Here is a 23,751-nt window from a genome sequence, read left to right on the forward strand (position 1 = left end):
CGATCAGAGCGCGAACTGCTTGGGGAACTCAGTAACTTTGGGTCGAGCGCCGCGCCTTTGCGACCGAAGGCTGCTTTGCGCGCGTAACCGGCTGCGAAGCCGCAACAGGTTTGACCGGGCCTTTCTTGAACGGCGCCATGCCTTGCCGCGCCAGTTCGTCGGCGCGCTCGTTCTCGGGGTGGCCTGCATGGCCCTTCACCCAGTGCCAGATGACCTTGTGGCGCCGGTTGGCATCGTCGAGCGCCTGCCAGAGTTCGCCGTTCTTGACCGGCTTCTTGTCGCCGGTCTTCCAGCCGTTCTTCTTCCAGCCATGGATCCATTTGGAAATGCCGTCCATGACGTATTTGCTGTCGGTGTAGAGGTCGACCGTGCAGGTCTCTTTCAGCGCATTCAACGCCGTGATCGCGGCTAGCAATTCCATGCGGTTGTTGGTGGTCTCCGCCTCGCCGCCCGACAGCTCCTTGGTGACGCCGTTGTAGCGCAGCACGGCGCCCCAGCCGCCGGGCCCTGGATTGCCGGAGCAGGCGCCATCGGTGAAGATCTCGACTTGCTTGCTCATGTCAGCCCGTATTCGGAAGGAGACTTGATCGCGCGGTGGAAGCGCATGCGGCGGATATATTCGGTCGGATCGCGCTTCATCACCAGGCCGCCATTGGGAATGGTCAGCCAGTCATAGAGCCTGGTCAACATGAAGCGCAGCGCCGAGCCGCGCGCCAGCATAGGCAGCGCCGCCTTTTCCTCGCTCTCCAACGGCCGCACCGACTGGTAGCCGGCAAGCAGCGCCGTGCCTTTGGTGAGGTTGAAGGAAAAATCCTTCTCGAAGCACCAGGCGTTGAGGCAAGTGGCGACATCGTAGGCGTAGAGGTCGTCGCAGGCGAAATAGAAGTCGATCAAGCCGGACAGCTTCTCGCCAAGGAAGAAGACATTGTCCGGGAACAAATCGGCATGGATGATACCTTGCGGCAGACCGGCCGGCCAGTTGCGCTCGAAGTCGAGGAAGTCGGCGTCGACCTCGGCCGCCAGCCCCGGCTCGACCTCGTCGGCGCGGTCGCGCGATGCGGCCCAGAGCTTGCGCCAGCCATCGATGGCAAGCGCGTTCGGCCGCTTCATCGGAAAATCCCGGCCGGCGAGATGAAGCGCGGCCAGAGCCTTGCCGACCTCGGCGCAATGCGCCGCGGTCGGGCGCCTGAGCGAGAGGCCCTCGAGGAAGGTGATGATGACGGCGGGGCGGCCGGCAAGCGTGCCGATGACGGTGCCGTCATGCGCGGTGACCGGAAGCGGGCAGGAAATGCCCTTTCGTGCCAGATGGCCCATCAGGCCGAGGAAAAAGGGCAGATCGGCCTTGTCGACGCGCTTCTCGTAGAGCGTCAGGATGTAGGACCCTGTGGAGGCGTGGACAAGGAAATTTGAGTTCTCGGTGCCCTCGGCGATGCCCTTGTAGGACAAGAGCTCGCCCACCGGATAGGCTTTCAAGAACGTGCTGAGCTCGTTTTCGTTGACGTCGGTGTAGACGGCCATTTGGGTTTACGCGGCTCCATTGACGAAGGCCATGTCGGCCGCCGTCAGTTCGACATCGCGCAACACCCGCATCACCGGAAAATCCTCCGTTTCCGTGGCCGTGATGGCCAGATCGATGGTGACGTCGAAGCGCTGCCGGAACGCGTCGATGATCTCGTCGACGATGATTTCCGGCGCCGAGGCGCCGGCCGACAGGCCGAGCGTCGAAATCTCGCCGATCTCATCCCACGGAATTTCGGAAGCCCGCTGCACGAGAAGCGACATCGCGGCACCGGCGCGTTCCGCCACTTCGACAAGGCGCCGCGAGTTGGACGAGTTCGGCGCGCCGACGACGAGGAAGAGGTCGGCGCCGGCGGCCGTTTCCTTCACCGCCTCCTGGCGGTTGGTGGTGGCATAGCAGATCGATTCGGCCGCCGGCGCATGCAATTCGGGGAAGCGCTGCTCAAGCGCCCGGATGATGCCGGCGGTGTCCTCGACCGACAATGTCGTCTGGGTGACGAAGCCAAGCGCCGCCGGGTCCGCCGGCACAAAGCGCGCCGCGTCCGCCTCGGTTTCTATCAGGGTCACAGCACCTTCCGGCAGTTGGCCCATCGTGCCGATCACCTCCGGGTGGCCGGCATGGCCGATCAAGAGCACGTGGCGGCCGAGCCGCTGGTGGCGCATCGCCTGCTTGTGCACCTTCGACACCAGCGGACAGGTGGCGTCGAGATAGAAGAGGTTGCGCGCCTCGGCATCGGCCGGCACCGATTTCGGCACGCCATGCGCGGAAAAGACGACCGGTGACCGCCGATGCTCGGGCGGGATCTCGGATAGTTCCTCGATAAACACGGCGCCCAGGCTCTGCAGCCCCTCGACCACATAGCGGTTGTGCACGATCTCGTGGCGGACATAGACCGGCGCGCCGTACTTCTTCAGCGCCAGCACGACGATCTGGATGGCGCGGTCGACGCCGGCGCAGAAGCCGCGCGGCTGGCAGAGCCTGATGGTCAGCGGTGGCTTTTTCTCGGTCATGAATGCGAAACCGGTTCAGTCGGAATCAAGAGCATGATGCCGAAAAGTGTGAAGCGGTTTTCGGACGACATCATGCTCTATCTCTTTGATGTAGGCGAAATGAGACGTGCACCCCTGCCCTGTCAAGAGCGGCGGCGTTCACCCTTCTTTCGCCGTGCGGCGGAGCCTGAGGATGAGCACGGCGGCAAGGGCGGCGGCAAGGCCGTACCAGGTGACGGCATATTGCAGATGGTTGTTCGGCAGATCGATGATGGTGACGCCGCCGACCGGCAGGCCGCCGGGGTTCGGTGTCTTGTCGGCGTCGATGAAGAACGGCACCAGCACGGCGCCGGCAGGCAGGCCCGCGGTCGAAGCCATGACGTCGCGGTCCTTCCAGTAGAAGATGTTCTTGGCGACATCGTTGTCGGGCAGCATCATCGAGGGCTTTTCCGGCAGCGGATTGCGGGCGAGCCCGGTCACCGTCACCTTGCCGGCGACCTCGCCCTGCCGGCGCTTGACCGGATCCTTGAGATCGTAGGGAACGAAGCCGCGGTTGACGAGCACGAAACGGCCGTCGTCGAGCCGCAGTGGCGTGTAGACGTTGAAGCCGGTATCGCCTTCCCAGGTCGAGAAGAAATGCCGCTCGCCCTGGTGCAGGAAAGTACCGGTCACCGTCACCGGCATGTAGTCGACATCGTGTGTGGCGGCGAATTGCTTCTCGACATCTGCCAGCGGCAGGGGCGCCGCATGGGTGCGCCTGTCGATGGTTTCGAGCAGCCCTTCCTTCCAGTGCAGGCGCTGGACCTGCCAGGTGCCGAGACCGAGGAGAATGGCGAACAGGACAAGGCCAAGCCCAAGCAGCAATGCGTTGCGCGGCCGCGAATGGCCGGCAGCCGAACTGGTCGCTTCGCTCATTGGCCCGGGTCCAGCCTACCTTCCGCGGCCTTCTTCGAATATTGCAGGGTGATCAGCACGCCCTTGATGAGGCGCAACGCCGTCAGGCACAGCACCAGCGCCAGCGGTATCCACAAGATGAAATGCAGCCAGAGCGGCGGGCTGAGCGTCACTTCCATCCACAGCGCCAAGCCGACGACGATGAAGCCGATGATCAGGATGACGAAGACAGCCGGGCCGTCGCCGGCATCGGCGAAGGAATAGTCGAGGCCGCAATTGTAGCAGCGCTTGCCGACGGTGAGGAAGCCGGAGAACAGCTTGCCCTCGCCGCAGCGCGGGCAGCGGCCGTGCAGTCCGGCCGAAACCGGGTCGATGGGGGGCCAGATCGCCTTGTCTGCGATCGCCCTATCTTCGATCGCCTTGTCTTCGCTCATGTCCGCACCCTAGACCCTTTCGCTCAAAAAGATAAGGCGGCCACGTCGCCGCAGCCGCCTTTTTGGGATTCCGAAAGCCGTTGATTTAATGGGCTTCGATCATCGCGCCGTTCGAGGCCCAGACATAGATGCAGCTGAACAGGAACAGCCACACCACGTCGACAAAGTGCCAATACCAGGCGGCCGCCTCGAAGCCGAAATGCTGCTTCGGGGTGAAGTCGCCGCGTATCGCGCGCACCAGGCAGACGGCGAGGAAGATGGTGCCGATGATGACGTGGAAGCCGTGGAAGCCGGTCGCCATGAAGAAGGTGGCGCCGTAGATGGAATCCTTGAACGCGAAGGGCGCGTGCATGTACTCGTAGGCCTGCACCATGGTGAACAGCATGCCGAGGCCGACGGTCAGCACTAGGCCGTTGATCAGCCCCTTGCGGTCGCCATGGATGAGCGAGTGGTGCGCCCAGGTCACCGTCGTGCCCGACAGGAGCAGGATGATGGTGTTGTAGAGCGGCAGGTGGAAGGGGTCGAGAACCTCCAGGCCCTTCGGCGGCCAGACGCCGCCGGTGAAGGTGGTGCGGGCATATTGCGCCGCCTCGCCGGGGAACAGGCTGGCGTCGAAGAAGGCCCAGAACCAGGCGACGAAGAACATCACCTCGGAGGCGATGAACATGATCATGCCGTAGCGCAGGTGCAGCGACACGACGCGCGTGTGGTGGCCCTCATGCGCTTCCTTGATGGTGTCCGACCACCAGGCGAACATCGTGTAGAGCACGATGATCAGGCCGATGAAGAACAGCCACGGATTGGCGATGTTGTGGCCGAAGATCGGGAAGTTGCCCGCCTTCAGATACTGCATCAGGCAGACGCCGCCAATGGCCGTGACCAGCGCGCCGATCGAGCCCAGGAAAGGCCAGGGGCTCGGATTGACGAGATGGTAGTCGTGGTTCGGTTTTGCGTGCGCGTCTGCCATATCAACCCCCGAGGCTTGCTTCGGAATCTGGAACTTTGTTGCTGCTGCCAGCGGCCGGCGCCGACGACGCGACCGGCTGTTTCTTTTCGACCGGGAACATCGTGTAGGACAAGGTGATGGTCTTCAAGTCCTTCAGCTCCGGCACGTTGACGATGTCTGGATCGACATAGAACACGACCGGCATGTCCAGCGTCTCGCCGGGCTTCAGCGTCGTGTCGGTGAAGCAGAAGCACTCCACCTTGTTGAAATAGGCGCCTGCCATTTCCGGCTGCACATTGAAGGAGGCGCGGCCGGTGATGGGGCGGTCGAACTTGTTGGTGGCGCTGTAATGCGCCTGCGTGGTCTCGCCGATCTTGATCGTCACCGAGCGGGCGACGGGCTCGAACTGCCACGGAATGCCGTTGGTGTTGGCGTCGAAGCGGATGGTGATGTCACGGTCGAGCACGCGGCCGGCATATTGCTTCTCGGCGCGTTGCGTCGTACCGCCATAGCCGGTGGCCTGGCAGAACATCTTGTAAAGCGGCACCGCCGCGTAGGCCATGCCGACCATGCCGGTGAAGAAGGCCAGGCAGACCGCCACGACGACGCGGTTGCTGTTCTTCCTGACGGGCCTGGTGGTGATCTCGCCGCTCATCGCCGCCTCACATCAAGTTCGTAGGCGTGAGGCCAGAAGCATTGTGGCCGAACTTCACGATGGTCGCGACGTAGAAGATGATGACCAGCGCGGCCAGCGCCACGCCGATGGCGACGGAGCGGTTGCGCCGCGCCTTCCGCTGGCGCTCGGTCAAGGTGACCAGTTCGAGGTTCTTGTCGGCCACGATCATGCTCCCCCCGTCATGAGGGCGCGCCCGACCACGCTGTCGACGAGATAGGCGGCGAAGATTGCGAAGAGATAGAGCAGCGAATAGCCGAACAGCGCCTTGGCCGGCTTCATCGCGCGGTCGATGTCGCTCATCCACAGCACCTTCCAGGCATACCAGACGAAGCCCGCGCCCAGCACGGCAGATATGGCGCCATAGGCAGCGGTGGTATAGCCGAGCAGCCAGGGCAGCACGCCAACCGGCGCGAGGATCAGCGCATAGGCAAATATCTGGCGACGCGTGGAGGCAGGTCCGGCAACGTTCGGCATCATCGGAATGCCGGCGCGGGCGTAATCATCGGACTTGAACAGCGCCAGCGCCCAGAAATGCGGCGGCGTCCAGAGGAAGATGATGAGGAACAGGATCAGGCTTTCGAGGCTGACCGATCCGGTCACCGCCGCCCAGCCGATCACCGGCGGGATGGCGCCGGCGGCTCCACCGATGACGATATTCTGCGGCGTCCAGCGCTTCAGCCACATCGTGTAGACGACGGCATAGAAGAAGATGGTGAAGGCAAGAAGTGCCGCAGACAGCCAGTTGACCAGCACGCCAAGCGTCATCACCGACAGAACGGAGAGCACCAGACCGAAGCTCAGCGCCTCGCCGGGCGTGACGCGGCCCGCCGGCACCGGACGGCCGGCGGTCCTGGTCATCACCGCGTCGATGTCGGCGTCGTACCACATGTTGAGCGCGCCCGAGGCGCCTGCGCCGATGGCGATTGCCAGGATGGCTATCACCGCCAACAGCGGATTGATGGCCACCGGCGCCGCGACCATGCCGACAAAGGCCGTGAAGACGACCAGCGACATGACGCGCGGCTTCAGGAGGGCGAAGAAATCGCCCGCGGTCGCTTCCGACATGTGAAAGCCCGCTTTCTCCATCAATCTGTCGTCGGCAAGGGCCATGCGTACTTAAAGTCCATCATTCCGTTGACCAAGACCGCCGGCTCACCGGCGGCCTCGCATGCATCGCTGCTTACTTGATCTTCGGCAGCTGTTCCCACTGGTGGAACGGCGGCGGTGAAGGCAGCTGCCATTCGAGCGTGGTGGCACCCTCGCCCCACGGATTGGCGCCAGCGACGCGCTTCTTCTGGAAGGCCTCGAACACGCCATAAAGGAAGATCGCCACGCCGACGGCCGCGATGTAGGAGCCGTAGGACGAGACCATGTTCCAACCCGCGAACGCATCCGGATAGTCGACGGTGCGGCGCGGCATGCCAGCGAGACCGAGGAAGTGCTGCGGGAAGAAGATCAGGTTGACGCCGACGAAGGTGACCCAGAAGTGGGTGTTGGCGATCACCGGCGAGTACATGTAGCCGGTCATCTTCGGGAACCAGTAGTACCAGCCGGCGAAGATGGCGAACACCGCGCCCAGCGACAGCACGTAGTGGAAGTGGGCGATCACGAAATAGGTGTCGTGCAGCGAGCGGTCGAGGCCGGCATTGGCGAGCTGGACGCCGGTGACGCCACCGATCGTGAACAGGAAGATGAAGCCCAGGGCCCACAGCATCGGCGGCTTGAAGGAGATCGAGCCGCCCCACATCGTGGCGATCCAGGAGAAGATCTTCACGCCGGTCGGCACCGCGATGACCATGGTGGCGAACACGAAATAGCGCTGCGTGTCGAGCGACAGTCCGGTCGTGTACATGTGGTGCGCCCAGACGATGAAGCCGACAGCGCCGATCGCGACCATGGCGTAGGCCATGCCGAGATAGCCGAAGACGGGTTTCTTCGAGAAGGTCGAGACGATGTGGCTGATGATGCCGAAGCCCGGCAGGATCAGGATGTACACCTCGGGGTGGCCGAAGAACCAGAACAGGTGCTGGAAGAGCAGCGGATCACCGCCATTGTCCGGCACGAAGAAGGAGGTGCCGAAGTTGCGGTCGGTGAGCAGCATGGTGATGCCACCAGCCAGAACCGGCAGCGACAAGAGCAGCAGGAAGGCCGTGATCAGCACCGCCCAGGCGAACAGCGGCATCTTGTGCATGGTCATGCCAGGCGCGCGCATGTTGAAGATGGTGGTGATGAAGTTGATCGCGCCGAGGATCGACGAGGCGCCGGCGATGTGAATCGACAGAATCGCCAGGTCCATCGCGGGGCCAGGCTGGCCGGAGGTCGAGAGCGGCGGGTAGATCGTCCAGCCGCCGCCGACGCCGAATGCGCCCGGTGCGCTCGGCACGAACATCGAGCCGAGCAGCAGCAGGAAGGCCGGCGGCAGCAGCCAGAAGGAGATGTTGTTCATGCGCGGGAAGGCCATGTCCGGCGCGCCGATCATGATCGGCACCATCCAGTTGGCGAAGCCGCCGATGAGCGCCGGCATCACCATGAAGAAGATCATGATCAGGCCGTGCGCGGCGCCGAAGGCATTGTACATGCTCTTGCCGCCGTCGATGGCGGCATCGCCCTGCATGCCGTAGACCATCTGCGCCAGACCGCTGAAGATCTGGATGCCCGGCTCCTGCAGCTCCATGCGGATGGCGACCGAAAGCGCGCCGCCGACAATGCCTGCCATGATCGCGAAGATCAGGTAGAGCGTGCCGATGTCCTTGTGGTTGGTCGAGTACACCCAGCGGACCCAGCCATGCGGCCTGTGGTCGTGGTGGTCGTGAGCTGCAGCCTCTGCCATATTCCGCTCCGTTCCCTAAATCTTGCTAACCCGCGGCGTCAGTTGCCGGCGGCCGCTACCTTGTTGGTACCATCGATCGCGGCCATCAGCGCCTTGTTGGCGGCAGGCACGTCGGTCTTGGCCGTCTCCAGCCAGGTCTTGAACTGCGCGTCGGAGACGACGCGGACCGCGATCGGCATGAAGGCGTGATCCTTGCCGCAGAGCTGCGAGCACTGGCCATAGTAGAGACCTTCCTTCTCCGCCTTGAACCAGGTCTCGTTGGTGCGGCCGGGCACGGCGTCCATCTTGATGCCGAAGGACGGAACGGCGAAGGAATGGATGACGTCGGTGGCGGTGATCAGCACGCGGGTCGTCGTATTGACCGGCACCACCAACTCGTTGTCGACGGCGAGCAGGCGCGGATAAAGGTTGCGGTCTTCCTTGCCGGCCTTGGCGCGGTCAGCATCCTGGAGAACGGCCGAGTTGAAGGAGAAGCTCTTGTCGATCTGGTATTCGTAGTCCCAGTTCCATTGGTTGCCGGTCGCCTTGACGGTGAGCTTGGCTTCTTCCGGAGGCGTGTACTGCGCGGTCAGCAGCTGGAAGGAGGGGATAGCGATGAGCAACAGCACGATCACCGGCCCGACCGTCCAGATCACCTCGATCAGCGTGTTGTGACTGGTCCTGGAAGGAACCGGGTTCACGCTGGCGCGGAACCTCAGGACGCAAACGGCAAGCAGCGCCAGCACCAGGACCGTGATCGGGACGACGAACCACATCGTGTAGTTCCCGAACCACTCGATCTGCCGCATCATTTCGGTCGCGGGCGCCTGGAAGGCGGTCTCCCAAGGCTGCGGCTGATCCGCATAGGCGGGCACGCCGGAGAGGAGCGCGCCAGCAGCCGCGGCACCTGCCAGAAGCCTGGCGCTTGCCATGAATTTTCTCATCGCCCTCTCGTCTCCCACTTCCTGCAATCGGATCGCACCAATAACGAACGACGCCGGGATTGGGAATCCCGGTCAGTCCCTAGCTGGTTCAAACCATACTCTAATTCCCTCCGCAAGGAAGGAGCGGGCGAAACCGTGCGGCATTTTTGCGCGCAACCTAAAGGGCATCCCCGGCCATCGGGGCGGTGCGCGCGGGGCGGTCGCAATTCGGGCGAATTTGCTCTGGAAAAGCGCGTAATTGCCGGTATCTGGGCGGGCCGGCGACGGTCTCGTCCTTTACTTGGCCTTGGCGCAGCTTAAAGTGCCCTGATTCGCAATGGAGCCGTCATGACTTCCTGGCTTTCGAGACCCTTGGCGAAGGTCGTCTTCCTTGCCGCCTTGCTTGGCGCCGGCCTGACCGGCGTGGCGAGCGCCGCGCCGCCTCAGACCGCCGCGCCGCCCAGCGGCACGGTCAAGTCGACGCATGGAGCGTGGTCGATCATCTGCGACACGCCGGCCGGCGCGACCTCCGAGCAATGCGTGATGATGCAGAACGTCGTCGCCGAGGACCGTCCGGAAATGGGGCTTTCGGTGGTGGTGCTGCGCACCGCCGACAACAAGGCCGAGATCCTGCGGGTGCTGGCGCCGCTCGGCGTGCTCTTGCCCAACGGGCTTGGCCTCAATGTCGACGGCAAGGACATCGGCCGCGCCTATTTCGTGCGCTGCTTCCAGGACGGCTGCTATGCGGAAGTGATCCTCGAGAAGCCGCTGCTCGACACGCTGAAGAGCGGCACCTCGGCCACCTTCATCGTGTTCCAGACGCCGGAGGAAGGCATCGGAATTCCCGTCGATCTGAAGGGATTCGCCGAAGGCTTCGCCGCCCTGCCCTGAGCCCTGCGTTGCAATGCGGTCGTCAGCCGGCCCGCGGCGACGACGATCCCGTGTGAACGGCGGCGATTGTCTTGACCTGTCTTCGCCCCTACATCGGGGAAAGACGAAACCGCCAGCGGACAGCCCTGCCATGAACAGCCTGATCGGCCAATTCGACATTTCCGACGACCGCGTCAAAGAGATCGTCGCCGACACCATCAAGGGCGCCGACGACGGCGAACTGTTTCTCGAATACAGCGAGAGCGAAGCGCTGATGTTCGACAACGGCCGGCTGAAGACGGCCAATTTCAACACCGACCAGGGTTTCGGCTTGCGCGCCGTCGCAGGCGAAGCCAGCGGCTATGCCCATTCCAGCGATCTTTCCGAGGCCTCGCTGCTGCGCGCGGCCGATGCCGTCTCGGCGGTCAAGGGCGGTTACTCCGGTACGCTCGCCGCGGCGCCCGCCGGCACCAATCGCCACCTCTATGGCGACGAGAACCCCATCCCCTCGCCCAGTTTCGAGGCCAAGGCCAAGCTGTTGCAGGAGATCGACGCCTGGCTGCGCGCCGCCGATCCGCGCGTACGCCAGGTGACGGCTTCGCTCGCGGCCTCCTGGCAGCATGTCGAGATCGTGCGCGGCGACGGCCAGGTTGTGCGCGATATCCGCCCACTGGTCAGGATCAACGTCTCGGTGGTGGTCGGCGACGGCGACCGGCAGGAGAGCGGCTCCTACGGCATGGGCGGCCGCAAGAGCTTTGGCGAGTTCCTCACCGAGGAGAGTTGGAAGCACGCCGCGGGCGAGGCGCTGAGGCAGGCGCTGGTCAATCTCGAGGCCGTACCGGCGCCGGCGGGCACTTTCGACATCGTGCTTTCCAGCGGCTGGCCGGGCGTGATGCTGCACGAGGCGGTCGGCCATGGGCTGGAAGGAGACTTCAACCGCAAGAAGACCTCGGCCTTCGCCGGCCTTATGGGCCAGCAGGTCGCGGCAAAGGACGTCACCGTGGTCGATGACGGCACGATCGCCGAGCGGCGCGGCTCGCTCACCGTCGACGACGAAGGAACACCTTCGGCGCGCAACGTGCTGATCGAGGACGGCAGACTGGTCGGCTACATGCAGGACCGCCAGAACGCTCGTCTGATGGGCATGAAGGCGACGGGCAACGGCCGCCGCGAGGGCTACGCGCATCAGCCGATGCCGCGCATGACCAACACCTACATGACCGCGGGCGACATGCCGCCGGAAGAGATCATCGCCTCGGTCAAGAGCGGCATCTATGCCGTCTCCTTCGGCGGCGGCCAGGTCGACATCACCTCGGGAAAATTCGTGTTCGGCTGCACCGAGGCCTACATGATCGAGGACGGCAAGGTGACGCAGCCGATCAAGGGTGCGATGCTGATCGGCAATGGGCCGGATGCCATGCATCGCGTCACCATGGTCGGCAACGACATGAAGCTCGACAACGGCATCGGCATGTGCGGCAAGGCTGGACAAGGCGTGCCTGTCGGCGTCGGCCAGCCGCATCTCAGGATGAACCAGATGACGGTGGGCGGCACCAGGGTTTGAGGCATGGGGGCCGTTTCGGTATTATCAAGCCCAAATGACCGGCTCCAAAAAACTCACAACGACCGTCTCGACCAAGGGACAGGTGACCCTGCCCAGCGCCATACGGGAACGAAGGGGCTGGGGTGCTGGCACGCACCTGCAGGTCGAAGACACGCCAGAGGGCGTTCTTTTGAGGCCGGTGCCGGCCTTTGCGCCGACGCGGGCGGAGGACGTGTTTGGCGTCCTGCCGCATGGTGCGAAGACGCTGGAAGAAATGGACGCCGGCGTCCTTGCCGAAGCGCAGCGGCGCCACGCTCGCGATTGATGCCAATCCTTGAAGAGGCGTAGCGGCCTCGTCGGACGCGAACACGATCATGTTAGGAAATTATTAATTGTTCAATTGATTGGACCGCCGTTTCCGCGTTAACTCGTCACCAGTCTTCTCGTTGCGGTGTTGGCAGTGCTGCGTTTCCCTGGCGTCCTGACCTCTTCTTTCCTCCTCGGCCTCGTTTCGTTGATTGGTACGACGTCGCTATCCGTAGACACGGCAGCGGCGCAGTCGACACTGTTCAAGCGGCCATCGACTCAGTCTTCCGCAGATAGCGTTCGCTCCGCCTCGGTCGGGGGGCGCACCAGCGTTCCCTATGGCTGGCTCGATTTCTGCGGCCGCCGGCCGAAAGAATGCAAGGTGGCGGCTTTGCCGGCCGCTCACGTCAAGCTGACCGCGCAGAACCTGCGCACCCTCAAGCGGATAAACCAAAAGGCGAACCGCGCCATCAAGCCCGTCAGCAATTACGATCACTGGGGCACGATGATGGACCACTGGGACTATCCGGTGGACGGCAAGGGCGACTGCAAGATTTACGCGCTCTACAAGCGCAAGCTTCTCATGGAAGCGGGATTTCCCAGGCAGGCGCTGCTGATGACCGTGGTGCGCGACCTCAACAATGAAGGTCATACCATACTGACGGTGAAGACGGACAAGGGCGATCTCGTGCTCGACAATCTGGTCGATGAAATCAGGCCCTGGAACGCGACCGGCTATTATTTCCTGAAACGCCAGTCGCAGCAGAACCCGAACATCTGGGTGTCGATCAACCAGCGCGGCGGCACGCCGAAAACCTGACGGACGCCGCCAGGCGTGCAGGCTGAGCGGCCTGCGAGAGCCTAAAGCATGTCTCCCGAAAGTGGGCCCGGTTTCGGGACGAAGACATGCTTAAAATCAAGAACCTAAAGCAAGGTCGCGTGAATCCTTTTTCACGCGACCTACTTTAGGCATTCCACTTTTGACGGTTGATACGCGCTACAGACCGGCGCCCCTGCCTTGCAAGTTCATGGCCGAAAAATCGGTTCGCAAAGGTAAGGCGCAGGTCCGACCGCGCCAGCCTACTGGTTGCAGGCCGGCTCGCCCTGCTGTCCGCAAGAAGGCTTCTTCTTGAGCTGCGGTTGCTGCTGCGGAAGACGCCGTTCTTGCATCTGCGGTCTGGGCTGCGAACGGAATTCCGGCCGTGGCTCCGATCTCTGCCGCCGCAGCACCTGCTCGTCAGGCCTTTCCTGCCTGAACTGGCGCTGCGCATTCTCGTTCGGCCTGTTGACCTTGAAGTTGCGTTGGACGTTGACCTCCGGGCCGCCCGCCCCTTCTTCGTTCTGCAGCCGGCGCAACATCCTGCGCCTGTCGTTTCCGCTGACCGAGCCCTGATTCTCGTCGGAGAACACGGTCGGATTGTTCCTCCTGAGTCGCTTCTGGATGCTCGGCTCGTTGTCGGCCGGCTCACCGTTGACGGTCGGCAGCCTGCGGAACTTCCTGCTCTTGGCGTTGGCGGAGCCCTGATTTTCATCGGAGAACACGTCGGGATTGTTCCTCCTGAGTCGCTCGCGCACGCTCGGCCGGTTCTCGGCCGGCATCTCGTTGACGGCAGGCAGCTTGCGGAACTTCCTGCCCTTTTCGCGTACGCCGGCCGAACCTTGATCGTTCGGTTCGACAACGGACTGGCCTGCGGACAATTCCTTGCGCGTCAGCTTCCTCGGCTTGCCATTGTTGCGATCGGATAATGCCTTGGGATTGTTCTGCCTGAACCTCTCCTGCGCGTTCTGCCCGTTGTCGGCCGGCATGCCGTTGACGGTGGGCAGCTTGCGGAGCTTTTTGCCCTTCCGCTGACCGGTGTCCTGCTCTCCGGTCACGGCGGCACCGGCATTTCCCGTCGCCTCCTGGTTGCCGCCTACTATGCCTTGCTTACCGAGCTGCTTCCTGGACTTGTTGCTTGGCAAATTCTCGCCATTCAGCGCCGGCTTGCCGTTGACGAGCGGCAGCCTCTTGCCATTGGCTCCGGGCAAGGCGTGATCGGTTGAGAGCTTGCCGGTTCTGGACAGGGTCTCCGGCTGCGGGGTCACGGCACCAGGCTGCTGCTGGCCCTGGATAACACGCTGGCCAGGCTTCGGCGGCAAGGCGCCCTGTTGCTGATTGGACGGGGCCTGACGGACCTTGGCCGCCCTCTTCTGCAGAAGCGGCGGCAACGCGACCTTGGCCGCCAGCGCATCCGCGCGGGCACCAACGGCGCCTTCCATCGTCTTCTGGCCTGTTCTGCGGTCCACCTGGACACCGGCGCTAGGCTGCGCCGCCCGATTGATGGTCTCGTTTTTGATCGTCGTGTTGATGTTGTTGATGACGGTCGTGTTGTGGATGTTGTTGAAGATGATGTCGTTCGGCGGCCGCACGATGTGGCGCGGCGGGTTGATGAACACGGGTATCGGCACGAACACCGGAGTCGGTAGCACGAAGATGTCGACCGGCGGCGGCGGTGGCTCAAGCACGACGAAATCCGGCGGCGGCGGCGGCAGGAAGATCACAGTGATCGGCGGCGGCGGCTCGAAGTCGAAATCGGGATCGTCGAAATAGAGCACCGGCCTATCGACATAGATGATCTCTTCCTCCGGCGGCGGCGACACATCATAGACAATGACGGTGAATTCCTCCGGCGGCTCCAGGGCGGCATCGAAGTGCTCGAGGCGGCGGCGCGCGTCCCACGCATGCGGGCCACGCGGATAACGCCGCAAATAGGACCAGTAGGCTTCGGGCGTGTCCTGCAGCCAGGTCTCGCGCCAGGTGATCGCCTCGCGCCGCGCAGCGATGATAACGCGCACGCGCTTAGCCATCGGATCGTGTGGATAAGCGACGAGGAAATCCTCGTAGCCGCGCATCGTGTCGCGGTCGAGAGCCGCGACATAGGCATCATGGGCGTTGAAATCGCGGATCGCCCTGGTCCGATTGGACCGGGATTCGGCCTCAGAAACCTTGGGCGCGGGCGCGTCCGCAGCACGATCGAAGAAAACGAACGACGTGGTGATCTTCGAGGCGTTCCACGGCACTTCCGCGCCTTGCGTCACCTCGTTGACGCGCAGACGTGTGCGGTCGAAGACTTCGTCGAGCGACAAACCGCCTTCGCGGATCATCTCGGCGAGGGCCTGAGCATAGGCGCCGTAGGGGCCCTTGCCTTCCGGCGCGACCGTTCCTGGAGCCGCGTTGAACGCAATCAGCATGTTCGGATCGGGATCGACCAGCGCGAGACCACCGGCCAGAGGCTGGCTCATCTTCGGGAAGGCGTTCGGCCGCGCCGCGTCGAGCACGACGATGTTTACCTTCGTCGGCAATCCGGCCAACGACCTGGTGACATCGGAGAGCCGCATCGCCTGAAGCGGCACGTCCGCCGGACTGGCGATCTGGGCATCGACTGGTAGGAAGTAATTCTCGCCCTCGAACTGCACGCCGTGGCCGGCGAGGTAGACGAAGACGACCGCGTCGGGACCGGCGGCCGAGACCTTGCCGAGGAAGTCGCGCAGCGCGCCGCGCAACGAGTCCTGATCGACATCACGCGCGCCGACCACGTCGAATCCTGCCGCCTGCAAAGTTTGCGCGATCAGGCCGGCGTCATTGGCGGCAGTCGCGAGCTCGCCGGACTGATAGGCGCCGTTGCCGATAACGAAAGCGAGGCGTTTCTGCTCTTGCGCGAGCGCGCCCGTCGCGGACGCGACGCCAAACGCGGTAAGAACAACGATGAGGCTGATGAATTTTAGAAGCGTCTGCATTGCAATCCGCTGTCCATTATCTCCCATCCGCCATATTAGTAACGCCGGAAAGGCAGGAATGTTTCCCTAACGGCGCAAAATTAAAACCCGCAAAAAGGCGGCTTTGGGGCGCAATTTCGTCGAAAGAACAGGGCCTTCACAAATTTCCGCGAACCACCGGTTGTGAACTACCGGCGTCGTCTCGGTTTCTCCAGCAGCGCGACGGCCTCGACATGCGGCGACCACAGGAACTGGTCGATCGGCGTCACGCTCTTCAGTTGATAGCCGCCGTCGAGGAGGATGCGCAGGTCGCGCGCCAGCGTCACCGGATTGCAGGACACGGCAGCGACCAGCGGCACATCCGAACGTGCGATCTGCTTGGACTGGTCCTCGGCGCCGGCACGCGGCGGATCGAAGACCAGGCCGTCGAAGCCGTTCAATTCCTTGAAGGTCAGCGGCCGGCGGAAGAGGTCACGGCGCTCGCTGGTTACCCGCTTGAGGCCGCTGGCGAAACGGAAGGCGCGGTCGAGCGCCGCGAGCGCCGGCGCGTCTCCCTCCACCGCATGGACCTCCGACTTCGCCGCGAGCCTGAGCGCGAAGCTGCCACAGCCGGCAAACAGGTCGGCGACCTTCTTCGCCCGCGAAAGGTGCTGGCCGACGAGACCGGCCATCGCCTGCTCGGCGGCCTCCGTCGCCTGCAGGAAGGCGCCGGGCGGGACGGCGACGGCGACCGATCCAAACTGCACCACCGGCTTCTTCGGCTCGACGATGATCTCGCCATCGACGGAAAGCCTCGCCAAACCCTCGGCCATCACGAAATTGGAGGCGATGCGGCGCTGGTTCTCGCCAAGCTTGCCGGCATCCTGGACGGCGACGTCGAGGCCGGACGCCGTGACGGTGATCATCATGTGGAAGGCTTTCGGCGTGGCGCAGACCAGATCGGCCAGCCGCCGCAGGCGATCGAGTGCGGCAACGATCGCCGGCAGCGAGATCGGGCATTCCTCGATCGGGATGATCTCGGAGGAAAGCGCGCGCACGAAGCCGAGCAGCATGCCGGCCTCGGTACGCCGGGCGCTGAAGACGACGCGGCGCCGGGTGTGCGGCGCGCAAGGCACCAGCGCGTCGATCTCGCAGGCGATGCCCTTGACCTTCAGCGCCTGCACCACCCGTTCGCGCTTCCATTTGCGATAGGCCTCGGCCTCAAAATGCTGCAGCGCGCAGCCGCCGCATTCGGTGAAATGCCGGCAGGGTGGCTCGACCCGGAGCGGCGAGGCTTCCAGAACCGACATCAGTGCCGCGCGATCCTTCTGGCGCGCCGCTGTGACCGTCTCGCCCGGCAGCGTGAACGGGATGAAGACCTCGCCGTCGTCGGCAGCGGCGATGCCGTCGCCCTGCGCGCCAAGCCTGGCGATGGTGAAGCGCGAGCTCATCGCGGTGCCGCGTCCTTGACGGCACCAAGCAAAAACTCGCGATTGCCGTCGCCGCCTTCGATCGGCGACGGGTGCAGCCCGAGCACGCGCCAGCCCGGCAGAGTGGCAAGCCAGTCGCGCAAATCGACGGCAACATGCTCGGCATCGCCTGGGTCCTTGAGCAGGCCGCCCTTACCGATCGCTTCGCGTCCGGCCTCGAATTGCGGCTTGACAAGCAGCAGCGCCCTGGCGCCCTCGCCCGCCAAGGCGAGCGCCGGCGGCAGCGCCAGCTTCAGCGAGATGAAGCTGACGTCGCAGACGAGGAAATCCGGGATACGGCCGCCGAGATCGGCGGCGGTCAGGTCGCGGGCGTTGAGCCCTTCGATCACCGTCACACGAGGATCGCCGGCAATGTCGGGATGGATCTGGCCATGGCCGACATCGATCGCCGTGACATGGGCAGCGCCGCGCTCGAGCAGCACCTGGGTGAAGCCGCCGGTCGAGGCGCCGATGTCGAGCGCTTCGCTGCCCGAGGCATCGAGCCCGAAATGATCGAGGCCGGCAATCAGCTTCAGCGCCGCGCGCGACACATAGGCCTGCGCGGGATCGTCGATGGCGACGAGGCAGTCCGGCGCGACGGATTGGCCGGGCTTGCGGGCAACAGCACCGTCGACGGTGACCGTGCCGCGCTCGATCGCGTCGCGGGCGCGCGAACGGCTGGCGAACAGGCCGCGCTCGACGAGCAGTTCGTCGAGCCGCTGGCGCTGGCTGGCTGGCAACGGAGAGTTCATCTGCCTTCATTGGCGAAACCAAGCCGCGAAGGCAATGGCAGCGTGTTGAATATGGCGGATGACGCGGCAGAATGCGGAGGCGAAAAGCCGTTTCACCTTGGGAGGACGCGATGCTGAAGGGAACCTGCCATTGTGGCGCTGCCCACTGGACCCTGGAAGGCGATCCGGGCCCGATCACGGCCTGCAACTGTACGCTTTGCCGCCGCTATGGCACGCTCTGGGCCTACGACTATGTCGACGAGCGCATCCGCGTCGCGGGACCGGTGAGTTCCTATAGGCGTGCCGAAGTGACCGAGCCCGCGCTCGAGATCCTGTTCTGCCCGAAATGCGCCTGCGTGCTCGCCTGGCGCGGTTTGCGCTCCAGCTCCAGTGGCCGTACCCGTATTGCCGTCAATGTCAGGCTGGCGCCGCCGGAGGCCGTCGCCGACCTGCCGATCGACCATTTCGACGGTCTCGAAACATTCGACGACCTGCCGCGCGACGGCCGCTGCGTGCGCGATATGTGGTTCTGATTTTTGTTCGATGCATGTCGTTGTCCCAAAACCGCCAGGCACTTTTGGGCGACATGCATCAGAAAACCGTCCGCGAGACCGGGCGCTCGACGGCCGGCATCAGGCCGTCATTGTTGGAAGCCTGCTTACGCGGCTCAACCGGAACGGGCGCGGCCGGTGCGGCGTCCGGCAGCACCACGAGCTGAGGAACCTGCCTGTAGGAAAAGCCGCCGCGGATCTTGCCCATCTTGCCGGCGACGATGTCGACCACTGCCTTTTCGAGGTTGCGGTCATAACGCGTTTCGGCTGCCACCGGCGCGGCTATGGCCATCACAAGGGCCATGCCGCAAAGCAACGATTTCATTGTTCTTATCTCCCTGCCTCAGACCAAGGTCTTACCAGGGCGCCGTTGAAAATCGGCCAAAAGATACGGTAACCGAACCGCCAAACAGAAGCGTTAACAAATAGTTACGATTCTAGCTTTACGCAATTCGGGACGTAAAACCGCTTAACACTTTTTCTGGAATTGCTTCCGAAGCCGGCAAAGAGCTTCAGCACGGTTGAGATTTCGATTCAGGCGCGCTGCGCCTGAACGCCATGGCCAAGGGCGGCGAAGACGGTGCGCACGATGCCGGCGGTGTCGAGGCCCGCGTCGGCATACATCTTTTCGGGCTTGGCGTGATCGGTGAATTCATCGGGCAGGATCAGCGGGCGGACCTTGAGGCCGTTTTCCAAGAGCCCTTCATGGGCGAGGAAATGCAGCACCTGGCTGGCGAAGCCACCGACCGCGCCTTCTTCCACGGTCACCAGCACCTCGTGCGAGCGCGCGAGGCGGCGGATGAGATCTTCGTCCAGCGGCTTGGCGAAGCGGGCGTCGGCGACGGTGGTGGAAAGGCCCGCCGCGCCGAGCTCTTCCGCCGCCAGCAGGCAATCCTGCAGCCGCGTGCCGAAGGAGAGAAGCGCCACCTTGGTGCCTTCCTTCAGGATGCGGCCCTTGCCGATTTCAAGCACCGAGCCGCGCTCAGGCATGTCGACGCCGACGCCATTGCCGCGCGGATAGCGGAAGGCGATCGGGCCGCCATCGTAGTCGGCTGCGGTGCGCACCATATGGCGAAGCTCCGCCTCGTCGGCGGCGGCCATGACCACGAAGCCAGGCAGCGAGGCCAGGAAGGTGGTGTCGAAGGCGCCGCAATGGGTGGCGCCATCGGCGCCGACGAAGCCGGCGCGGTCGATCGGGAAACGCACCGGCAGTTTCTGGATCGCCACGTCATGCACGACCTGATCGTAGGCGCGCTGGAGGAAGGTCGAATAGATGGCGGCGAAGGGCTTGTAGCCTTCGGTGGCGAGGCCGGCGGCGAAGGTCACCGCATGCTGCTCGGCAATGCCGACATCGAAGGTTCGGGTCGGAAACACCTCGCCGAAGAGGTCGAGTCCGGTGCCGCTCGGCATGGCGGCGGTGATCGCCACGATGCGGTCGTCCTCGCGCGCCTCCTGGATCAGGCTTTCGGCGAAGACCTTGGTGTAGCTCGGCGCGTTGGCCGGCGCCTTGGCCTGCGCGCCGGTGATGACGTCGAACTTGTTGACGCCATGATATTTGTCGGCGGCGGCTTCCGCCGGCGCGTAGCCCTTGCCCTTCTGGGTCACGACATGGATCAGCACCGGGCCGTCGGCATTGTCGCGAACGTTCCTCAGCACCGGGATCAGGTGCTCCAGATTGTGTCCGTCGATCGGGCCGATGTGGAAAAAGCCCATTTCCTCGAACAGCGTGCCGCCGGTGACATAGCCGCGCGCGTGCTCAACGGCGCGCGTGATGGCGTTGTCGGCGCGCTTGCCGAGATAGGAGGTCAGCTTCTTGCCGAAATCGCGCAGGCCGAGATAGGCCTTGCCGGAGGCGAGCCGGGCCAGATAGGCGCTCATCGCGCCGGTCGGCGGGGCGATTGACATGTCGTTGTCGTTGAGGATGACGATGAGGCGGGCATTGAGCGCGCCGGCATTGTTCATCGCCTCATAGGCCATGCCGGCGGACATGGCGCCATCGCCAATGACGGCGATGACGTTGTTGCGGCCGCCCGAAAGGTCGCGGCCCATGGCCATGCCGAGGCCGGCGGAAATCGAGGTCGAGGAATGCGCCGCGCCGAAGGGGTCGTATTCGCTCTCGACTCTCCGGGTGAAGCCGGAGAGGCCGCCCTCTTGGCGAAGCGTGCGGATGCGGTCGCGGCGGCCGGTCAGGATCTTGTGCGGATAGGCCTGATGGCCGACATCCCAGATCAGCCGGTCCTGTGGCGTGTTGAAGACGTAGTGCAGCGCAACCGTCAGCTCGACCACGCCCAGCCCGGCGCCAAGATGGCCGCCCGTGTGTGACACGGCATCGATCAACTCGGTGCGCAGTTCGCTCGCCAGCTGCGGCAGCTCACTTTCCTCGAGCGCCCGCAAATCCGCAGGAATGCGGACCTTGTCGAGGAGCGGCGTATCGGGCTTCGGGTTCACTCTGTTGCGGCCTGTTAACTTAACCTTGGGTTAACCTTCAAATATGCGCTTTGATATGAGCGAGATAGGCTGACGGCGCGCCAATGTAAATGCGTGTCAGTGACGCGGTTGGCGCAGGATGTCCATCCTGCTCTAACCTTCCGGCAGCGGAATGAATTCTTCCTCATCGCCAGGAACGATATCGAAGCGGCCCGTCTTCCATTCTTCTTTGGCCTGCTCGATGCGTTCCTTCGAGGACGAAACGAAATTCCACCAGATATAACGCTTGGAACCCAGCGACGCTCCGCCGAACAGCATGAAATGCGCGCCGCGCTCGGACGAGACGACGATTTCCTCGCCCGGTTTGAACACCAGAAGCCGCTCAGCCGGAAAACGATCTCCGGCGATCGAAACCTCGCCTTCCAGCGTATAAATGGCGCGTTCCTCGGCATCGGCGGGGATTTTCACGCTCGCGCCAGCCGCCAGCCGCAGATCGGCATAAAGCGTCTCCGAGGCGGTCGCGACCGGCGAGCGCAGCCCGGAAAATTCGCCGATGACGACGCGGCCGCTGACCCCTTCGGCATCGATTTCGGGCAGGCGGATCACCGATGTGTTCGCGAACACCGGGGCGATCTCTTCCTGGCTATCCGGCAGCGCCAGCCAGGTTTGCAGGCCGGAGATCGACATCGGCGCGCCGCGCAACTCCTCCGGCGTGCGCTCGGAATGGACGATGCCGCGGCCGGCGGTCATCAGGTTCACGTCGCCGGGCGCGATCACCATTTCGGTGCCGAGCGAATCGCGATGCCTGATCTTGCCGTCGAACAGATAGGTGACGGTGGAAAGCCCGATATGAGGATGCGGGCGCACGTCGATCGCGTGGCCGGCGCGCAGGATCGCCGGCCCCATGCGGTCGAAGAAGATGAACGGTCCGACCAGCCTGCGTTTTGCGGTCGGCAAGGCGCGGCGGACCTCGAAGCCGCCAATGTCCTTGGCGTTGGGGATGACCATCAATTCGATCTGGTCGCAGGCGAAGACATCGCCGGCCTCAGGATCGTTGCCCGGAAAGAAGCTCATGTCACGACCTCAGGCAAAGCGGAGCGCGGACCTGGCTTTCGCCTTGGCGGCCTCTTCCTCGCGGTTGCGCGGCTCCTGGGTGGTCTCAAGCGAATCGATGAGCTCGCGCGCGGCGGCGGCGATCGCCTCGACGGCGTGGTGGAAGGCATGCTCGTTGCGCTTGGACGGCTTGGTCGAGCCGCTCAGCTTGCGCACGAACTGCAGGGCCGCGTCATGAACCTCGTCGTCGGTCGCCGGCGGTTCGAAATTGAACAGGGTCTTGATGTTGCGGCACATGCTTGCTTGCCTCCTGTCTATCGTTTCCCGCCGTTCGAGATTATGCACCAAGGTGTGTTGAGATTCAGGTCAGGCCGACCTCACCTGAATATCAATACAGCTTACTCGGCGTCGAGCGGCTCCGTTCCCACCGGCTTGCCGTCGCGCGAGAGCCTGATCTTCTCGACCTTGTCCTCGGCCGCCTTGAGCAGCCGATCGCAATGCGCCTTCAGCGCCTCGCCGCGCTCGTAGATGCGGATCGACTGGTCGAGCGGGACATCGCCGCGCTCCAGATCATCGACGATCTTCTCCAGCGCGTCGAGCGCCTGTTCGAAGCTCATCGCCTTGACGTCCTGGTTAGCTTCATCAGCCATAATTCATCCCTTCATCAGCCGCCCGACATGGGCGGCGACCGAAAATGCCAGTCCCTGCAGATCGTAGCCGCCCTCCAGCAGGCTGACGAGCCGGTTGCCGCTATGGCGCCCGGCGCGGTCCATCAGCTGGCCGGTCGCCCAGTCGAAATCATCCTCGGTCAGGTTGATCTCGGCCAGCGGATCGCGATGGTGCGCATCGAACCCAGCGGAAATGATGATCAGGTCGGGGGCGAACGCATCGACGGAGGGCAGCACGCGCGACAGGAAGGCGTCGCGAAACGTCTCGCTGCCGGTGCTCGGCGCAAGCGGCGCGTTGACGATGTTGCCGGCGCCGGTTTCGCTCTTGGCGCCGGTGCCGGGATAAAGCGGCATCTGGTGGGTCGAGCAATAGAGGACCGACGGATCGTCCCAGAAAATGTCCTGCGTGCCGTTGCCGTGATGCACGTCCCAGTCGACGATGGCGACGCGCTCGGCCTGATGCTTCTTCTGCGCATGGCGGGCGGCGATCGCCGCGGTGTTGAACAGGCAAAAGCCCATTGCGGTCGTCTTCTCGGCATGGTGGCCGGGCGGGCGGGCGGCAACGAAGACATTGGCGGCTCGGCCTTCGAAGACATCGTCTATCGCCGCATTGGCGGCGCCGATCGCGGTCACCGCGGCCTGCCAGCTCTTCGGGCTGGCGCTGGTGTCGGCATCGATCGAGACAATGCCGCTCTCTGGGATGGCCGCACGCACGCGGGCGATAAAATCTTCCGGATGCGCATAAAGGATGGTCGCCTCGTCGCCTTCCGGCGCCTTGACGCGGTCGAGCGCCGAAAAAGCCTCGTCGTCCAGCACGCGCTCGATGGCGCGCAAACGGTCCGGCCGCTCGGGGTGGCCGGGCGGCGTCAGGTGTTCCAGGAATACCGGATGGCTATAGAGACGGGTGGTCATGGCGCCTAATCTAGGCATGCCTAGCCCGGATGGCCATGTTTAAGCGCCGAATGGCTGGGGAAAATCGCGTCTTGATATGTCGCCGACGGCATTGGCGCGGCCGAAGCTTCGCGATAAGGTCGCGCCGCTGCCTGGTGCCCGCAACGCGGGAGAATCGGGAACACGGTTGAACTCCGTGGCGTGCCCAACGCTGTAAGGGGGACCGCGCCGGCAAAGCCACTGTCTCAGACGGGAAGGCGCCGGACGCGGGACGATCCCAAGCCAGAAGACCGGCCCGGCAGACATGGTCGTCCGCA

25 protein-coding genes and 1 riboswitch are annotated in these 23,751 nt (G+C 63.9%); of the genes, 5 read left to right on the forward strand and 20 right to left on the reverse strand.

Features of this window, described 5'->3' with window-relative positions:
- Positions 1 to 28: 28 nt before the first annotated feature.
- The 11 genes from rnhA to coxB form a co-directional block, all read right to left on the reverse strand.
- A complete protein-coding gene (rnhA, locus tag ABID26_RS03625) occupies positions 29 to 559 on the reverse strand; it encodes a ribonuclease HI (protein WP_292366823.1) in 531 nt (176 codons plus the stop codon).
- Positions 556 to 1,518, reverse strand: a complete 963-nt coding sequence (locus ABID26_RS03630) for a homoserine kinase (protein ID WP_292339382.1) — start codon at positions 1,516 to 1,518, stop codon at positions 556 to 558. Before ABID26_RS03630 ends, rnhA begins: the two co-directional genes overlap by 4 nt.
- A gap of 6 nt (positions 1,519 to 1,524) precedes the next feature.
- On the reverse strand, positions 1,525 to 2,529 hold the full coding sequence (ispH, locus tag ABID26_RS03635; RefSeq protein WP_292339383.1) for a 4-hydroxy-3-methylbut-2-enyl diphosphate reductase: 1,005 nt from the start codon (positions 2,527 to 2,529) through the stop codon (positions 1,525 to 1,527).
- A gap of 138 nt (positions 2,530 to 2,667) precedes the next feature.
- Complete coding sequence (locus ABID26_RS03640; RefSeq protein WP_292372640.1) at positions 2,668 to 3,423, reverse strand: SURF1 family protein; 756 nt, start codon at positions 3,421 to 3,423, stop codon at positions 2,668 to 2,670.
- Positions 3,420 to 3,836 carry a DUF983 domain-containing protein gene (locus tag ABID26_RS03645; protein WP_292372638.1) on the reverse strand — a complete coding sequence of 139 codons (417 nt, stop codon included), beginning with the start codon at positions 3,834 to 3,836 and terminating at the stop codon, positions 3,420 to 3,422. Before ABID26_RS03645 ends, ABID26_RS03640 begins: the two co-directional genes overlap by 4 nt.
- 85 nt (positions 3,837 to 3,921) lie before the next feature.
- Positions 3,922 to 4,803 (reverse strand): cytochrome c oxidase subunit 3, encoded by an 882-nt coding sequence (locus tag ABID26_RS03650; protein WP_292372636.1) that lies wholly within the window; start codon positions 4,801 to 4,803, stop codon positions 3,922 to 3,924.
- Between the two features lies 1 nt (position 4,804).
- Positions 4,805 to 5,437, reverse strand: a complete 633-nt coding sequence (locus ABID26_RS03655; protein ID WP_126101448.1) for a cytochrome c oxidase assembly protein — start codon at positions 5,435 to 5,437, stop codon at positions 4,805 to 4,807.
- 7 nt (positions 5,438 to 5,444) lie between these two features.
- The gene (locus ABID26_RS03660) at positions 5,445 to 5,627 is read right to left on the reverse strand and encodes a hypothetical protein (RefSeq protein ID WP_126101449.1); all 183 of its coding nucleotides are present in this window, start codon (positions 5,625 to 5,627) and stop codon (positions 5,445 to 5,447) included.
- On the reverse strand, positions 5,624 to 6,568 hold the full coding sequence (locus ABID26_RS03665) for a heme o synthase (RefSeq protein ID WP_354413882.1): 945 nt from the start codon (positions 6,566 to 6,568) through the stop codon (positions 5,624 to 5,626). The genes ABID26_RS03660 and ABID26_RS03665 overlap by 4 nt, the downstream gene beginning before the upstream one ends.
- Positions 6,569 to 6,638: 70 nt before the next feature.
- A complete protein-coding gene (gene ctaD / locus ABID26_RS03670; RefSeq protein WP_126101451.1) occupies positions 6,639 to 8,288 on the reverse strand; it encodes a cytochrome c oxidase subunit I in 1,650 nt (549 codons plus the stop codon).
- Between the two features lie 38 nt (positions 8,289 to 8,326).
- On the reverse strand, positions 8,327 to 9,211 hold the full coding sequence (gene coxB, locus ABID26_RS03675) for a cytochrome c oxidase subunit II (protein WP_126101452.1): 885 nt from the start codon (positions 9,209 to 9,211) through the stop codon (positions 8,327 to 8,329).
- 327 nt (positions 9,212 to 9,538) lie between these two features.
- On the opposite strand from coxB, the gene ABID26_RS03680 reads away from it, so the two are divergent.
- The 4 genes from ABID26_RS03680 (at position 9,539) to ABID26_RS03695 (ending at position 12,729) form a co-directional block, all read left to right on the forward strand.
- Complete coding sequence (locus ABID26_RS03680; RefSeq protein ID WP_126101453.1) at positions 9,539 to 10,081, forward strand: invasion associated locus B family protein; 543 nt, start codon at positions 9,539 to 9,541, stop codon at positions 10,079 to 10,081.
- 130 nt (positions 10,082 to 10,211) lie between these two features.
- A complete protein-coding gene (tldD, locus tag ABID26_RS03685) occupies positions 10,212 to 11,624 on the forward strand; it encodes a metalloprotease TldD (protein WP_292372634.1) in 1,413 nt (470 codons plus the stop codon).
- Positions 11,625 to 11,658: 34 nt separating this feature from the next.
- Entirely contained in the window at positions 11,659 to 11,928 is a 270-nt protein-coding gene (locus tag ABID26_RS03690) for an AbrB/MazE/SpoVT family DNA-binding domain-containing protein (protein ID WP_292372632.1), read from the forward strand.
- A 135-nt stretch (positions 11,929 to 12,063) separates the two neighbouring features.
- Entirely contained in the window at positions 12,064 to 12,729 is a 666-nt protein-coding gene (locus tag ABID26_RS03695) for a transglutaminase-like cysteine peptidase (RefSeq protein ID WP_189521314.1), read from the forward strand.
- 260 nt (positions 12,730 to 12,989) lie between these two features.
- Here ABID26_RS03695 and ABID26_RS03700 read toward each other — a convergent pair whose 3' ends face one another.
- The 3 genes from ABID26_RS03700 to ABID26_RS03710 all read right to left on the reverse strand — a co-directional run bounded on the left by ABID26_RS03700 (position 12,990) and on the right by ABID26_RS03710 (position 17,865).
- The gene (locus ABID26_RS03700; RefSeq protein WP_354413888.1) at positions 12,990 to 15,686 is read right to left on the reverse strand and encodes a caspase family protein; all 2,697 of its coding nucleotides are present in this window, start codon (positions 15,684 to 15,686) and stop codon (positions 12,990 to 12,992) included.
- 167 nt (positions 15,687 to 15,853) lie between these two features.
- Positions 15,854 to 17,095: a class I SAM-dependent RNA methyltransferase gene (locus ABID26_RS03705; RefSeq protein WP_292372628.1), complete on the reverse strand. Its 1,242-nt coding sequence runs from the start codon at positions 17,093 to 17,095 to the stop codon at positions 15,854 to 15,856.
- On the reverse strand, positions 17,092 to 17,865 hold the full coding sequence (locus ABID26_RS03710; RefSeq protein WP_292372626.1) for a TlyA family RNA methyltransferase: 774 nt from the start codon (positions 17,863 to 17,865) through the stop codon (positions 17,092 to 17,094). The genes ABID26_RS03705 and ABID26_RS03710 overlap by 4 nt, the downstream gene beginning before the upstream one ends.
- Positions 17,866 to 17,975: 110 nt before the next feature.
- Between ABID26_RS03710 and ABID26_RS03715 the strand changes: the two genes are divergently transcribed.
- Positions 17,976 to 18,377 (forward strand): GFA family protein, encoded by a 402-nt coding sequence (locus tag ABID26_RS03715; RefSeq protein WP_126101459.1) that lies wholly within the window; start codon positions 17,976 to 17,978, stop codon positions 18,375 to 18,377.
- 58 nt (positions 18,378 to 18,435) lie between these two features.
- Here ABID26_RS03715 and ABID26_RS03720 read toward each other — a convergent pair whose 3' ends face one another.
- The 6 genes from ABID26_RS03720 to ABID26_RS03745 all read right to left on the reverse strand — a co-directional run bounded on the left by ABID26_RS03720 (position 18,436) and on the right by ABID26_RS03745 (position 23,455).
- Entirely contained in the window at positions 18,436 to 18,720 is a 285-nt protein-coding gene (locus ABID26_RS03720) for a hypothetical protein (protein ID WP_292372625.1), read from the reverse strand.
- Positions 18,721 to 18,929: 209 nt separating this feature from the next.
- Positions 18,930 to 20,843, reverse strand: a complete 1,914-nt coding sequence (gene dxs, locus ABID26_RS03725) for a 1-deoxy-D-xylulose-5-phosphate synthase (RefSeq protein WP_292366800.1) — start codon at positions 20,841 to 20,843, stop codon at positions 18,930 to 18,932.
- Positions 20,844 to 20,975: 132 nt separating this feature from the next.
- On the reverse strand, positions 20,976 to 21,896 hold the full coding sequence (locus tag ABID26_RS03730; protein WP_292372623.1) for a pirin family protein: 921 nt from the start codon (positions 21,894 to 21,896) through the stop codon (positions 20,976 to 20,978).
- A 9-nt stretch (positions 21,897 to 21,905) separates the two neighbouring features.
- Positions 21,906 to 22,172, reverse strand: coding sequence for a DUF2277 domain-containing protein (locus tag ABID26_RS03735; protein WP_126101463.1), 267 nt, complete (start codon positions 22,170 to 22,172; stop codon positions 21,906 to 21,908).
- Between the two features lie 101 nt (positions 22,173 to 22,273).
- Positions 22,274 to 22,525 (reverse strand): exodeoxyribonuclease VII small subunit, encoded by a 252-nt coding sequence (locus tag ABID26_RS03740; RefSeq protein WP_126101464.1) that lies wholly within the window; start codon positions 22,523 to 22,525, stop codon positions 22,274 to 22,276.
- A gap of 3 nt (positions 22,526 to 22,528) precedes the next feature.
- The gene (locus ABID26_RS03745; protein WP_292372621.1) at positions 22,529 to 23,455 is read right to left on the reverse strand and encodes a histone deacetylase family protein; all 927 of its coding nucleotides are present in this window, start codon (positions 23,453 to 23,455) and stop codon (positions 22,529 to 22,531) included.
- A gap of 114 nt (positions 23,456 to 23,569) precedes the next feature.
- A riboswitch (cobalamin riboswitch) is annotated at positions 23,570 to 23,748 on the forward strand.
- Positions 23,749 to 23,751: the final 3 nt, after the last annotated feature.

Source organism: Mesorhizobium shonense (genome assembly GCF_040545255.1).
Lineage (GTDB): Bacteria > Pseudomonadota > Alphaproteobacteria > Rhizobiales > Rhizobiaceae > Mesorhizobium > Mesorhizobium shonense.